Genomic DNA, 14,108 nt, shown 5'->3' on the forward strand with positions numbered 1-14,108 from the left:
TGTACCCGGCGACCAACGGGTTGCCCTGACCCCGTACGCCGAAACCAGTGCCCGCGTGCGGCCGCCTTGCGAACCTGGAAGTGGAAGCCGCGCCCTCCGGGCCATCGCGGCGCAGTTCGGGAACACCGGCAGGTCAGGGAGCATTGATGTCCATTCTCGACAGTCAACGACCGGACCCCGTCCGTCAGGGAGCCAGTGGCCCGTCGGGCGGGGAACCGACTTCGGCACCTAGCACGTGGACGAAGACCAATCCCTTCCTGCAGGCCGCCTACGAGCCGCTCACCACCGAAGTCCAGGCGCGGGAACTGCGCGTGATCGGCCGGATCCCGCCGGAGCTCGACGGCACGCTCTACCGCACGGGTACCAACCAGTACTACAAGCCGTTCGATCCCGACCACTTCCACTGGTTCGACGGTGACGGCATGGTGCACGCCTTCCGGTTGCGCGATGGCAGGGCCAGCTACCTCAACAAGTGGGTCGAGACCGATGGGCTGAAGCTCGAGCGGACGACCGGGCGCACCCTCTACAACGGCATCTACGGCCGGTCCGGACGGCCGCAGGTCCTGCCTCCCGGTGCTCCCGTCATCAAGACCGTCGCCGGCATCAACGTCTTCGCGCTGGCCGGACGGGTCCTCACGGCTCACGAGACCGACCCGTTCTACTGGGACCTCGACCCCGAGACCCTCGAGACGCTCGGCAAGTTCGACTTCGACGGTCGGTTCACCAGCATGCTCACCGCGCACCCGCACTTCGACCACCGCACGGACGAGCTGCTTTTGTACGGGTTGGACAACGAGCGGCGGTACCTGGAGTGCCTGTCGGTGACGATCACCGGGGAGATCACCTCGCGGCACCGGGTGGACACGCCGATCGCGCCGTTCGTGCACGACTTCGCGTTCACCGAGAACTACTACATCTTCGTGTTCGGGCCGCTGCGCTGGCGCCCCCTCGCCGCCGACACCGTCCAGGCCGGCAACAGCTCGATCCGCCTGGAGCCGCACAGCCCGGGGCGGGTTCTGGTCGTCCACCGCATCACAGGTACGCCCACCTGGTTCGAAACCTCGTCGTTCACGGTCGGCCACTACCTCAACGCCTACGAGGACGGCCAGACGCTCGTCGTGGACTGCTCCGTGACGGTCACGCTGGACACCGCGTCAAGCGTCATCGCGTCGGACTTCTTCCCGTTCCCGCACGGCATCGGCCCCTCGCCGTTCTCGGGCCCGCAGCTGTGGCGGATCTCCATCGACCTGGCCGCGGGCCGCGTCGCCCACGAGCGGATCGGCGGTATCGCGGCCGAGTTCGTCAAGCCCAACGAGATGATCGCCGGCGAGCGCCACCGGTACGGCTACATGGCCGCGATCGACGCCCCGGGCAAAGACACCCAGGGCTTCAACAGCCTTGCCAAGCACGACTACGAAACCGGCACCACCGTGTTCCAGCACCTCTCCGACGGACACGAGCTCAGGCCCGGCGAACCGATCTTCGTTCCCCGGGAGGACGCCACGTCGGAGGACGACGGCTGGATTTTGGCTGTCTGGTACGACCCGGTCCGCAACGCCAGCGAGCTGGTGATCTTGGAGGCGCGGGACATCGGCGGCGAGCCCATCGCGCGGATCCTTCTCGATCACCGCATCCCGCCCGGCTTCCACGGCAACTGGATCCCGCGCTCGGCGAACGGCCAGCTGGTGTCGACCTCACCGAGTCCCACGTCGGCGTCCGCGAAGCGGCGCTTCCAACCCTGAGCGCGAATCACTACCGATCACCGACGAAGGAGTCATCGTGATCACCACCGGTTCCCGTGCGGCGACAGACCGCCCACCACACCTGACGCGAGGCACGTTGCTCGCCGCCTGCCTGTCGATCTGCGCCGCCCAGATCGGGGTCGCGCTCGGAGCTCCGCTGCTCGGGGTTATCCAGCGCGACCTCGGCACCCCGGTCGCCGCCCTCGCCTGGATCTCGGCGGCGTTCATCCTGCCGACGGCCATCCTCGAGCTGAGTTTCGGCGTGCTCGGCGACCTGTTCGGACGCAAGCGCCTGCTGGTCGCCGGTGGCCTGCTCGTCGCAGCCGGCGACATCATCTCGGCCACCTCCGGGTCGCTGATACAGCTCGTCACCGGCCAGGCCGTCGCCGGGCTCGGCGCCGCGGCGATCTTCCCGTCGTCGCTGGCCGTGATCGTCGCCGCGACGCCGGAGGCGGCCACGCGGGCACGTGCCCTGTCGTCCTGGGCGGTGAGTCTGGCGTTCGGTTCCATGGTCGCCCCGCTCGTCAGCGGGTTCACCGCGGAGCACACGGCATGGGGCTGGGCGTTCGTGCCGCCGGCCGTCCTCGGCCTGGTCACGGCCGCGATCGGCGGCCGCTTTGTGCTCGACTCCCGGCACCCGGCAGGCCGCAGGCTGGACTGGCCGGGCCAGCTGACGATCGCCGTGGCCCTGCTGGCACTGCTGTACGCGGTGATCCAAGGTGCGACGGACGGCTGGTCCAGTCCGCACATCGTGATCGCGTTCGCCGTCGCGGTCGTCGGGTTCGCCGGCTTCGTCGTCACCGAGAGCCGAGCCAGAGCGCCGATGCTGCGACTGGAGCTGTTCCGCGTCCGCGAGTTCTCCGCGGCCGCCGTCGTCGGCCTGCTCGCCCTGTTCGGGTTCATCGGCACCGCCTACTCGCTCAGCATCAAGCTCGAGACGGTGCTGCACGTCAGCCCCCTGCAAGCCGCACTGCCGTTCGCGCTGGTCCAGGCGGTGCCGCTGCTGGCCACTCCGTTCCTCCCCGGGCTGCTGCAGCGGGTTCGTCCACGCACGCTGCTGGTCACCGGCCTGCTTTCGCTGGCCGCCGGTCAGGTCTGGCTGGCCAGGCTGCCCGGCGAGGTCGTCGACCTGGCCACGATGGCCGGCCCGATCCTGCTGCTCGGCGTCGGCTTCATCACGATGTTCTCCTCGCTGACCGCGGTTGCCGTGGGTGCGGTCGACATCGCCGACGCCGGCACGGCCAGCGCAGTCACCAGCCTGGTCCGGGAGACCGGCCAGAGCCTCGGCCCGGCGATTTTGGGGGCCGTGGCGTTCGGCACCGCGGGCACTGTGCTCGCTCGGCGGGTCGTGGACTCCGGACTGCCGCCAGAAGCCGTCGGCGTCGTCCGCACCGTCATGGCCGAAGGCGGCCCGATCGCCGTTGCCGACGCGGACCTCGGGCCGCTTTCCGCCACGGCCGCCCCGCTCGCCCGCGCCGCCCTCGAACAGGGCCTCGACCTCGGCATGTACGTCGCTGCGTTGGCCTCCGTCCTCGGCGCGCTCGTCGCCGCGATCGCGCTGCGCCCCCGCAGGCTCGCTTCCCCGGCTCCACCCACCGTCGCACACACCCAGGGATGACCATGGTCACGACCAGAACCGCCCAGCAGTTCGTCAACGGTGAGCTGGAGACGTCCGCACGCACGAGCACCTCGATCGGCCCGGCCGACGGCACTGTGCTGGGCCACTATGCCGACGCCGACACCGCACAGGGCGCCCGGGCGGTGGCAGCCGCTCGTAAGGCTTTCGAGGAGTCGGACTGGTCACGCGACCGGCGGCTGCGCCACCGCGTGCTCAACGCGCTGGCCGACGGGATCGACCGCCGGACCGAGGAGCTGATCACCATGCTCGCCCGGGAGAACGGGAAGGTCCTCGGCGAGGCCCGGTTCGAGCTCAGCCTGACGGCACCGAAGCTGCGTTACTACGCCGCGCTCGCGCTGTCCGAGGGAGGCCGCGCCGCCGAGGTCTCTCCGGGCACGGTCGTGAGTTCGGTGCCCGAGCCCACCGGCGTCGCCGGTGTCATCGTGCCGTGGAACGCCCCTGTCGTGCTGTCGGTGCGCTCGTTCGCGCCGGCGCTCGCGGCCGGATGCACCGCGGTGGTGAAGATGCCGGGGCAGACGGGACTGGTCAACGGCATCCTGCACGAAGTTCTCGCCGATACCCCCGAATTGCCCGCCGGCGTGCTGAACTCCCTGTCCGAGTCCGGCAACGAGGTCGCGCCGCTGCTCGTAGCGTCCCCGGACGTCGACGTCCTGAGCTACACCGGCAGCACCCGGGTCGGCCGGATGATCATGTCGGAGGCGGCCACCACCCTCAAGCGGCTCTCGCTGGAGCTCGGTGGTAAGAATCCGATGATCGTGTTCGACGACGCCGACCTCGACGCCGTCGTGCCCGTCCTGGCCAGGGCCGTGACCACGTTTGCCGGCCAGTTTTGCATGGCGGGCAGCCGGGTGCTGGCCCAGCGGGGCATCGCCGGAGAGCTGCGCGAGCGGTTGGCGAAGGCGTTGACGGATGTACGGCTGGGGCCGGGCGACGACCCGGCCAGCGAAGTGGGTCCGATGATCGACGCGGCGAACGCGGAACGCGTCGACCGCATCGTCGCCGCGGCCGAGCGGTATGCCGAGATCATCGTCCGTGGCGGGCTGTCGGAAGGCGGCAGCGCGTTCTATAGCCCTTCGTTGGTTGAGGTCGACGACCCGATGACCCCCATCGTCCAGGAAGAGGTCTTCGGACCGGTCGCGACGTTCGAGGTGTTCGACACCGAAGCCGACGCCGTCCGACTGGCCAACATCACTTCGTACGGACTGGCCGCCTCGGTGTGGTCACGCGACGTCGATCGGCCGCGGCGGGTGGGACGGCGGCTGAAGGCCGGGACGGTGTGGACCAACACCTGGGCGCTGGTGGTCGACCAGTTCGAGGAAGGCGGTTTCAAGCAGAGCGGTGTCGGCCGGCTCAACGGCCTGCGCGGACTCGAGGAATTCCAGGAGTACAAGACATACGCCCACGTCGCGGGATGAGGCGAACAGCCGTGGAACCGGTCCAAACAGGAGGAAGTGGCGCCGTGCCCCAGGCGATCGACAACATCGACAATTCCGAAACCAGCACCGAGCGCGCGGCCCGCCGCGGGCTCCGGGCGGTCACCGTCCTGGGCGCGGTGGTCACCGCGGTCGTGGTCTGGTTCGTCGCTGCCGTGCTGGTCGGCGTCGATCTCCAGGTGATTCAGGGCGGCGTCACGCAGTCGATCGGTGTCGTCACGGTCATCGTGGCCACCGTGGTCGCCGCCCTCTTCGGATGGGCAGTGCTGGCTGTCCTCGAGCGGTTCACTCGCCGTCCGAAGACCATCTGGACCGTCATCGCGGTGCTCGTGACCGTGCTGTCCCTCGGTGGACCGTTCAGCGGCGCAACCAGCATGAGCGCCGCGACCGCACTGGCGCTGATGCACATCGCGGCCGGCACGGTCACGATCGTGGGTTTCCGCCGCAGTTCGAACCAATAGGACAAAAGTGCTGCCGTGCTGTCCGCGGCAGCGGAACAGGACGGAGCTGGCCGATGGTGACGCGGACCGAGGTAGTGGTCGTCGGAGCAGGGCCCGTCGGCATGACGGCCGCGGCGCTGCTAGCAGGGCAAGGAGTTTCGGTCCTGGTACTGGAGCGCAACCCGGCGACGAGTGACGAGCCCAAGGCGATCAGCATCGACGACGAGGCTCTGCGCACGTTCCAGGCGGCGGGCCTCGCGGCGAGCCTTGATCGGATCATCGTTCCGGGCACCGGCACCCGCTACTACGACGCGGCCGGCCGGGCCCTCTTCCACGCCAGGCCCGCCCGGCCGTACCGGCTCGGGCACCCGTCGAAGAACCCGTTCGCTCAGCCCGAACTCGAACGTGTGCTGGCCGATCACCTGCGCGACTGCCCGACAGCCACCCTGCGGATGTCCACCGAGGTCGCCGGGATCGCGCAGGACGCCGACGGTGTCAGCCTCACCACCACGGCGGGAGAGGTCGTGCGCGCTCGTTACCTGCTGGGCTGTGACGGCGGCCGATCGACCGTGCGCGAGCAACTGGGTGTGCCGATGGCGGGCCACAGCTTCGACGACGTCTGGCTGGTCGCGGACGTGCTCGGCGATGCGCACGACGAGCGCTACGGCATGCACTACGGGGACCCCGGGCGGCCGACGGTGATCGTCCCCGGCCGCGATGGTCGCTGTCGCTACGAGTTCCTGCTGCGCCCCGCCGAGGGCGAAGCCGGCACTTCGCCGCCCTTCGCGCTGCTCGAGCGGCTGCTGCGGCCCCATCGGCGGATCGGTCCGGAGCAGGTGGAGCGTCTGGTCGCATACCGGTTCCACGCCCTGGTCGCCGAGGGCTTCGCGATCGGCCGTGTTTTCCTGCTCGGCGACGCGGCGCACATGATGCCGCCGTTCGCCGGTCAGGGCCTCAACTCGGGGATCCGGGATGCGGCCAACCTGACCTGGAAGATCGCGGATGTGCTGGGCGGCCGGCTGGATCCAGCGGCGCTGAACAGTTACGACGCGGAGCGGCGGCCGCACGCGGAGGCCACCGTGCGGTTCTCGGTCCGGCTCGGCCGGGTCGTGATGACGACCGATCCGCGGCTCGCCGAGCGCCGCGACCGGATGGTCGAGCGAATCGTGCAGGACCCGCTGGGCCGGTCCCACCTGGAGGAGATGCGCTACCGGCCGGTCGCGCACTACGCCGACGGGATGGTCGTGGCCGGAGAAGGCACCGGTGTCCCGTTCGGCCAGCCGCGGGTCCACGACACCGCGACGGCCGGCGCTCGCATGCTCGACGACGTACTCGGCCGCGGCTGGGCGCTGCTCGGGATGGACGTGCCGGTGGCGACACTGCTCGACGCGGCGGAGCAGGTTGCGGGCCTGGAGCCGGTGGTCGCGCTCGTTCCCGGTGATGACCGGCTCCCGCGCGCGGCTACCGAGCTGCGGATGCTGGTCGATCTCGACAGCGGTCTCGAGCGCGAGATCACTCCGTATCGCGGCCGGGTCGTGCTGCTGCGGCCAGACCGCTTTGTCGCTGCCGCGTGGACGGCCGTGGCGGTCGCGGCCGGCCTGGCCGCCGACCTGTCGGCACTGCACCTCACCGGCACCCCGGTCAGGCCGCCGCTGACCGTCGCCGGCTGACGGCACGGCATCCCGCACCGACGAGAAGAGAAGGGAAGAAGATGACCACTGATACCGCGCTCGGCGAGACCGTCCTCGTGGAGGGGGGCGCCGCGGGCACGTTGCGGCGGACCTCGACGTCACACCTCGGGCTGCGCGTGCCCGATGTAGCCGCGGCCGCCGAGTTCTACAGCCGCATCCTCGGGCTGTGCCCGGCCGGCGCGCTCGCCGACGGCGGTCTCCGGCTGGGCTGGGGGCTCGGGCACCACGTGCTCGACCTGCGGCCCGGAGCCCCGGCCGTCGACCACATCGCTTTCGAAGTCCGCGACGAGGGCGGGCTCGACGCCCTCGAGAAGCGCCTGCACGAGGCTGGAGTACCGGTCACGGCTTTGGACGAGGACCTGCTGGACGACGCCCGGCCGGGCACGAGTGGGTTCGCCGCCACTGACCCCGACGGTGTGCGGGTGCACTTCCACGGGCCGGTCCGCCGTGCCGGCGAGCACGGCGCCGACACCGGCCGCCGGCCGGTCAAGTACCAGCACGTCACCCTCGCGAGCGAAGACGTGGTGGGCAAGGTCGCGTTCTACACCGACGTCTGTGGATTCCGCCTCTCCGACCAGCTCGCCGATGGGCGGTTCGCGTGGCTGCGCAGCGATCGCGATCACCACACCCTGGCGATCGTCGCCTCCGGCTCGGACACCGGGCTGGACCACTATTCCTACGACCTGTCGGAGTGGGAGGACTTCAAGACCTGGTGCGACCGGCTGACCGAAGAGGCGGTCGACGTCGTATGGGGTCCTGGGCGGCACGGCCCGGGCAACAACCTGTTCGTCTTCTTCGACGACCCGGCGGGCCACCACATCGAGCTGTCGGCGGAGATGGAGAAGTTCCACGACGACCGCGTCGCCTACACGCCGCGCCGCTGGGAGCCGGTCTCGGCCAGCGTGAATCTCTGGGGTGGGCAGGTCCCGTCCTGGCGTAAGACATCGAAGGGAAACTGACATGCGATACGTGACGTACGAGCTTGCCGGCGAACGCCGGATCGGCCGGATCGAGGGTGACCTCGTCCAGCCGCTGGAGGGACCCGCCGAACTCGGGCGGGACACCCCGGCCGACGTGCTGGCCACGCTCGTCCCGATGGGTGCGCCCGTGGCTCGCGCGAGTGTGCGGCTGCTGCCGGTGGTTCCCCGGCCGGACAAGATCTTCTGCGTCGGCTTGAACTACCACGCGCATGTCGAGGAGACAGGCCGGGAGCTACCGGCCTATCCGGTGCTGTTCACCAAGTTCACCGGAAGCCTGATCGGCCCGGCTGACGACATCGTGCTCCCGCCGGAATCACGGCAGGTGGACTACGAGGCCGAGCTGGTCGTCGTCATCGGGAAGGCGGGCCGCCGGATCGCCCGCGATGCCGCCCTGGACCACGTCCTCGGCTACACGGTCGCCAACGACGTGACGATGCGCGACTTCCAGTACAAGACCCACCAGTGGCTGCAGGGCAAGGCTTGGGACCGCTCCACCCCGCTGGGGCCGGAGCTGGTCACCCCGGACGAGGCGGACGTGGCCGCGGCGACGGTACGCACCGTGCTGAACGGCGAGACGCTGCAGTCGTCGGACACCTCGAAGCTGATCTTCGACATCCCGACACTGGTGGCGACCGTCTCCGAGTTCACCGAGATCCTGCCCGGCGACCTGATCCTCACCGGTACCCCCGGAGGGGTGGGCCACCGCCGCGATCCGCAGGTCTTCCTGCTCGACGGCGACGAGGTCGTGGTCGAGGTCGGAGGGATCGGCCGCCTCGCCAACCGGGTCCGGGCCGAGGCGCCGGCGCTCGTCACGAGCCCCGCCTGGAGCGCATGAAGGATCAATTGGCTGGGAACTCTGGCGAGCGTGCTCCGGATCGCTCTCCGGCTCGGTCAATCGGCCTTCGAGCGATCCGGAGCACCGGTTCGGTCACGGGACGACGGTGATGCCGGACTGCTTGAGGTCGCTCACGATCCACTGCTGCAGCTGCGGTGCGATGTCCGCCACCCGAATTTGCCGGGCCACGGCCTTGCCCCAGAGATCGGCGAGGACCTTGAACGCCGACGCGGCGTCGGGCCCGTAGGTCCAGTCGCCCTTCTGGGTGGTCACCGCGTTCTCCACCACGGATTGCCAAGCGTCGGCGTACCGGCCCAGCAGTGCGGTCGGCTGAGTGGCTTTGATGTACGGCTTCGGATTGGCCACCGCGGGGAACCACGCCACGCCCTTCGACCCGTCGGCGGCCAGGCCGACGGCCGAGGGGTTGGTGCTGATCCAGTGTGCGAAGTAGGCGGCGGCGTCCTTGTTCGCGCACTTGCTGTTCACCGCGTACACCCGGGTGAACGAAACGTTGGCCGGGGCCTCGCCGGCGAAGGTGGGGTTGGGGGCGGGCTCCCACTGACCGAGTCCGGTGGTCAGCTTGTTCTGCATGCTCTGGGTCTGCCACGTGGACAGCTGGCGGGAGGCGATCTTACCGCCGTTGTAGTCCTGCATCATCGCGGCGAACTCGTTGTAGGAGATCTTCTCGACCAGGTCGTTGTCGATGAGCTGCTGCAGGACCTCGGCCGATTTCGCCGTCGGCGCGCTGTCGACGGCGACCTTCCAGCCGTCACCCTTCAGCTGCCACCACTGCGCGCCGGCCTGCCACGCGAGGTACAGGTAGGTGGTGTAGTCCTCACCGGCCAGGTTGTAGATCTTCACGCCCTGGCTCTTCAGCTTCTTGCCGGCCTCGATGAACTCCTCCCAGGTCTTGGGGTAGGGCAGGCCGGCTCGCTGGAAGGCGGGCGCGTTGTAGAGCATGAAGTTTGGGATGCTCGACGCGGGCACCCCGTACATCTTCCCGCCGGACTGCACCGCGTTCCAGGCCGCCGGCGAGTAATCGGTCTGACTGGGCTTGAGGGCGCCCGTCAGATCGGCGGCGATCCCGTCCGAGGCCAGTGAGTTGAGGTCTTCGGTGGCGGTGTCGAACACGCACGGGCCGCCGCCGGAGGTGAAGGCGTTGCGCAGGTTCTTGGTCAGTTCGACGGCGCCGGCCTGTTCGACGAACTTGACCGTGATCGGTGTGCCCTGCTTGGTGAACTCCTCGGCCAGTACCTTGAGGTTGGGCTTGCTGCCCCAGAACTCGATCGTGACGGGTGCTCCGTCGTACTTGCCGGCGGTGACGGGCTGCTCGTCCGTGTTCCCGCCGCACGCGGTCGACGATAGCGCCAGCGCTGCCGCGATGACCGATGCCCAGCGCCTCTTTGCGTCACGCATTTTCACTCCCGGTGATACCGCCACTAGTAGAAAGCGTTTTCTATCATCGCCGGCTTACCTGTGCAAGTCGACTCTTGCCTCTTCAGCGGGGGTCTGGGGTGGGTCGGGGCGCCGTTGACCCCGATCCGTCGAGGAGGTAGCTTGGTAAGCGCTTACCAACGAAGGTCCGGTGTGGACGCACTGGTTGCACCCGCGAAGGAGCGGTTATGCGGCAGGCAGGCTTGGACGGGTCGATGACACCGCCGCGAGGCGCGGAGGTGTCACTCGCGCCAAGTGTCGAAGTGTCGTCCCGGATTGGGTCGATCGTCCGGAACTCGACGCCGAGCTTGCCTGCGGCGGGTCGGTCGTCGCGTCCGCCACGCGCGCGGCGAGGGCGTTCCAGTCTGGCCGGCTTCCTCTTCGCCGCACCCTTCTTCGTGGGGTTCCTCCTGGTGTTCGCCATCCCGTTCGGCTACGCGCTGTACCAGAGCCTGTTCGTGGAGCGAAAGTCCGGGACGGGTTTCGGCGGGACTCGGACCGAGTTCGCGGGGCTGGCCAACTTCGTTCGCGGGTTGACCGATTCGGTCTTCTGGCAAGGGATTTTCCGGGTGTCCGTGTTCGCGGTCGTCCAGATCCCGATCACGTTGGGCCTGGCGCTGCTGATGGCCCTGCTCTTGGACGCGGTCCACGGCCGGACGGCGAAGGTGTTCCGGCTCGGCTTCTTGATTCCCTACATGATTCCGCTGATGGTGGGCACGCTCGTCTGGCTCTACCTGTACTCACCGCGGCTGGGGCCGCTGACCGACCTGGGGCATGCCTTCGGCGTCGACGTCGACTTCTTCTCTTCGGGGATGCTCTGGTTGTCCATCGGCAACTTGCTCACGTGGTGTCACCTGGGCTTCAACATGCTCATCCTGTACAGCGCCTTGCGATCGGTCCCCAGGGAACTGTTCGAGGCGGCCCGGATCGACGGGGCGTCCGAGCTGCGCGTGGCCTGGTCGGTCAAGGTGCCGTACGTACGCGGAACGCTCGTGTTGACGGGCATGTTGTCGATCATCGGAATGCTGCAGATCTTCAACGAGCCGCTGGTCTTCCAGGTCAGCTCACCGGAGACGGTGACATCGGCCTTCACCCCGATCATGATGATCTACAACCAGGCGTTCGTCACGGGCAACTACAACTACGCCGCAGCACTCTCCGTCGTTCTCGCGATCATCGTCGGCGCTGCTTCCACTCTCTTCTACCGACTCACGAGCAAGGCGCAGTGATGACCGTCAACCACAGTCCAGCCCGCTCCGCGATGGGCCGCAAGCGAAGGAAAGGTCGGCCGGAGATCGACGAGCTACCCGTCGGTGGTCAGGTGTCGCCGCGCTCGCGGCTGCTTATCCGGCTGGGCCTGGTGCTCTTCTTGCTCTATTCCGTGGCCCCGGTCTGGTGGCTCATCGTGTCGGCGACCAAGGACGAACGCGACCTGATCACGACCAACGGACTGTGGTTCGCGCACTTCAACCTGTTCGACAACCTGGGAAAGATCTTCACCTACCAGAATGGCATCTTCCTCAGGTGGACGGCGAATTCGCTGCTCTATGCCGGAGTCGGCTCGTTCGTGGGGATGCTCCTGTCGCTGGCCGCCGGTTACGGGCTCGCCCGCTTCGACTTCCGGGGGAAGAAGCTCGCGGTGGCCATGGTCATCGGGTCGTTCCTGATCCCTTACGCGATGCTGACCCTGCCCCTTTACCTGCTGTTCGTCGAACTCGGGTTCGTCGACACCCCGTGGGCTGTGCTCATTCCGACCTTCATCTCGCCCTTCAGCGTCTACCTGGCCAAGGTGTACACCGAAGGTGCCGTTCCGCCGGAACTGCTGGAGGCCGCCAGAATCGACGGCGCCGGTGAAGTACGCATCTTTTTCCAAATCGTCTTACGGATGCTCGGTACCTGCGGGGCCACCGTGTTCCTGCTGTCGTTCGTTCAGTCGTGGAATGGGTTCTTCCTGCCGCTGACGATGCTCAGGGGCGCCGAGAACTGGACGATGACGCTCGGCCTCTACAACTGGGTCGTGCAGAGCTACACCAACGCGGCCGGTCCGCTCGACTTCACCTCCTTGGTCATCACCGGAGCCCTGCTGTCCGTGCTTCCCCTGGCCGCGGTCCTGGTCGCCATGCAGCGCTTCTGGCGTTCCGGTGTGACGCTCGGCGCGCTGAAGTCGTGACCCCGCGCGCCCGGCGTCGGCGAGCGAAAATCCCGGTCATCGCGGCCGACGCCACCCACGCCGCGACCCCGATCACGGTGCGCAATCCGATCCTGCCGGGGTTCCACCCGGATCCTTCGATCGTGCGCGTCGGCTCGGACTACTACATCGCCAACAGTACGTTCGAGTGGTTCCCCGGCATTCGGCTTCACCACTCGAGCGACCTGGTCAACTGGGAACCTGCCGGTTACGCCCTCACCGATCCTGCCCAGCTCGACCTGCGCGGGGTGCCTGACTCCGGCGGGGTCCGGGCGCCGTCGCTGAGCTACGACGATGGACACTTCTGGCTCGTCTATGCCGTCGCGTACAGCGATCGGAGCCCTTTCGAGGACTTGGACCTCTTCCTCGTCATCGCCCCGGCCATCGGTGGGCCCTGGTCGGAACCGCGATACCTCGGCTCGGGTGGGTTCGACCCGTCGGTCTTCCACGCCGACGGCCGACACTGGCTGGTCAGGATATGCTGGACCCACCCACCCGGCCGGCCGAGTTTCGCCGGCGTCGTCCTCCAGGAACTGGATTTCGCACATCGGCGTCCCCTCGGGCCCCGCCAGGTGATCCACCGGCACGGCGAGCTGATCGAGGGACCGAACCTGTATCGCCGCGACGGCTGGTACTACCTGATTTTCACCGAAGGTGATCCCCCCTGGAACCACGGCATCACCGTGGTCAGGTCGCGCGACATCGCGGGTCCGTACTACCCCGACCCGAACGGGCCCTTGCTGACCTCGCGCGACAACCAGGGCCTCGCCCTGCAGAAGGCCGGCCACGGCGAGCTGGTTCGCACGGGATCGGGGGAGTGGTACCTGGTGCACATCGCGAGCCGCCCCATCACGGTGGCCGGACGGCGGCGTTGCATGCTCGGCCGCGAAACGTGCCTGCAGCGGGTCGAGTGGGACGCCGGGGGGTGGCCTCGCCTTGCCCACGGTGGACACTGGCCGGAAGTGTCCGTGCCCGTACCGGCCACTGATCGGACGCCTCGGCCGACCACCGGCATCGACCAGTTCGGTCCCCGTTCGCTGGCCGGTGAATGGAACTCGCTGCGCCGACCGATCAGCGACTCCTGGCTCAGCCTCACTGAGCGGCCGGCGTGGCTTCGGCTGCGCGGACGGCAGGGGCTGCATTCGGGGGGAGTCCAGAGCTTGATCGCCCAGAGGTTGACGAGCGACCGCGCGGTGGTGTCGACGGCGGTGCAGGCCCGTCCGAAGCACCCCGGACAGCAGGCGGGCCTGGTTCTCTGGTACGACACCGGAACGCACATCTTTTTCGGCCTCACCGCGGGGGAGCGGGGTCCAGCGCTCGTGGTGTCCACGTCGGTTGAAGGTCAGTACGCGGAGCACGGAGTCGACGTCTGTTGCGGCGAAGATGCGCTTGTCCATCTGCAGGCCACAGTAGACCGTGGTCGAGTTCGATTCGCGTATTCCGAGTACGGTGCGGGCTGGAGTGACACCGGTCTCGACCTTGACGCCAGCGTGCTCTCCGACGATTGTGGCGATTCGCAGCGGTTCACCGGGACGTTCGTCGGACTGGCCGCGCACGACCCGGTGGCAGGGACAATGCCGGCGGACTTCGCCTACTTCATACTGTGGAGCCACTGATCTGCTGACCGGAGACCCGCCGATGACGAGGTCGGTAGACAGCGGTTTCTGTGCGTCTCACCTGCGGAATGACGCCGTGCTGCGGGCTTCGATGGTCGGTTCGGGATAGA

11 protein-coding genes are annotated in these 14,108 nt (G+C 68.4%); 10 read left to right on the forward strand and 1 reads right to left on the reverse strand.

Annotation, left to right across the window (positions count from 1 at the left end; translation table 11 throughout):
* The first annotated feature begins 146 nt into the window (after positions 1 to 146).
* Genes C2L58_RS16655 through C2L58_RS16685 form a run of 7 tightly spaced genes read left to right on the forward strand, consistent with a single transcriptional unit; the run spans position 147 to position 8,760 of the window.
* Positions 147 to 1,742 carry a carotenoid oxygenase family protein gene (locus C2L58_RS16655; RefSeq protein ID WP_103338495.1) on the forward strand — a complete coding sequence of 532 codons (1,596 nt, stop codon included), beginning with the start codon at positions 147 to 149 and terminating at the stop codon, positions 1,740 to 1,742.
* Positions 1,743 to 1,779: 37 nt separating this feature from the next.
* Positions 1,780 to 3,360: an MFS transporter gene (locus tag C2L58_RS16660; RefSeq protein ID WP_199191299.1), complete on the forward strand. Its 1,581-nt coding sequence runs from the start codon at positions 1,780 to 1,782 to the stop codon at positions 3,358 to 3,360.
* A 2-nt stretch (positions 3,361 to 3,362) separates the two neighbouring features.
* Positions 3,363 to 4,796, forward strand: coding sequence for an aldehyde dehydrogenase family protein (locus C2L58_RS16665; RefSeq protein ID WP_103338496.1), 1,434 nt, complete (start codon positions 3,363 to 3,365; stop codon positions 4,794 to 4,796).
* Between the two features lie 44 nt (positions 4,797 to 4,840).
* On the forward strand, positions 4,841 to 5,275 hold the full coding sequence (locus C2L58_RS16670; RefSeq protein ID WP_103338497.1) for a DUF6069 family protein: 435 nt from the start codon (positions 4,841 to 4,843) through the stop codon (positions 5,273 to 5,275).
* Positions 5,276 to 5,328: 53 nt separating this feature from the next.
* The gene (locus C2L58_RS16675) at positions 5,329 to 6,924 is read left to right on the forward strand and encodes a bifunctional 3-(3-hydroxy-phenyl)propionate/3-hydroxycinnamic acid hydroxylase (protein WP_103338498.1); all 1,596 of its coding nucleotides are present in this window, start codon (positions 5,329 to 5,331) and stop codon (positions 6,922 to 6,924) included.
* Positions 6,925 to 6,965: 41 nt separating this feature from the next.
* Positions 6,966 to 7,904 carry a VOC family protein gene (locus tag C2L58_RS16680; RefSeq protein WP_103338499.1) on the forward strand — a complete coding sequence of 313 codons (939 nt, stop codon included), beginning with the start codon at positions 6,966 to 6,968 and terminating at the stop codon, positions 7,902 to 7,904.
* Position 7,905: 1 nt separating this feature from the next.
* Positions 7,906 to 8,760 carry a fumarylacetoacetate hydrolase family protein gene (locus C2L58_RS16685; protein ID WP_103338500.1) on the forward strand — a complete coding sequence of 285 codons (855 nt, stop codon included), beginning with the start codon at positions 7,906 to 7,908 and terminating at the stop codon, positions 8,758 to 8,760.
* A gap of 93 nt (positions 8,761 to 8,853) precedes the next feature.
* Here C2L58_RS16685 and C2L58_RS16690 read toward each other — a convergent pair whose 3' ends face one another.
* On the reverse strand, positions 8,854 to 10,176 hold the full coding sequence (locus C2L58_RS16690; protein WP_103338501.1) for an ABC transporter substrate-binding protein: 1,323 nt from the start codon (positions 10,174 to 10,176) through the stop codon (positions 8,854 to 8,856).
* A gap of 206 nt (positions 10,177 to 10,382) precedes the next feature.
* Between C2L58_RS16690 and C2L58_RS16695 the strand changes: the two genes are divergently transcribed.
* From C2L58_RS16695 to C2L58_RS16705, 3 genes are read left to right on the forward strand one after another with little or no spacing between them, the layout of a single operon-like run.
* Positions 10,383 to 11,423: a carbohydrate ABC transporter permease gene (locus C2L58_RS16695; protein ID WP_199191300.1), complete on the forward strand. Its 1,041-nt coding sequence runs from the start codon at positions 10,383 to 10,385 to the stop codon at positions 11,421 to 11,423.
* Complete coding sequence (locus C2L58_RS16700; RefSeq protein ID WP_199191301.1) at positions 11,423 to 12,364, forward strand: carbohydrate ABC transporter permease; 942 nt, start codon at positions 11,423 to 11,425, stop codon at positions 12,362 to 12,364. Before C2L58_RS16695 ends, C2L58_RS16700 begins: the two co-directional genes overlap by 1 nt.
* A complete protein-coding gene (locus tag C2L58_RS16705; RefSeq protein ID WP_158264132.1) occupies positions 12,361 to 13,998 on the forward strand; it encodes a glycoside hydrolase family 43 protein in 1,638 nt (545 codons plus the stop codon). Before C2L58_RS16700 ends, C2L58_RS16705 begins: the two co-directional genes overlap by 4 nt.
* Positions 13,999 to 14,108: the final 110 nt, after the last annotated feature.

Source organism: Amycolatopsis sp. CA-126428, assembly GCF_002904335.1.
Lineage (GTDB): Bacteria > Actinomycetota > Actinomycetes > Mycobacteriales > Pseudonocardiaceae > Amycolatopsis.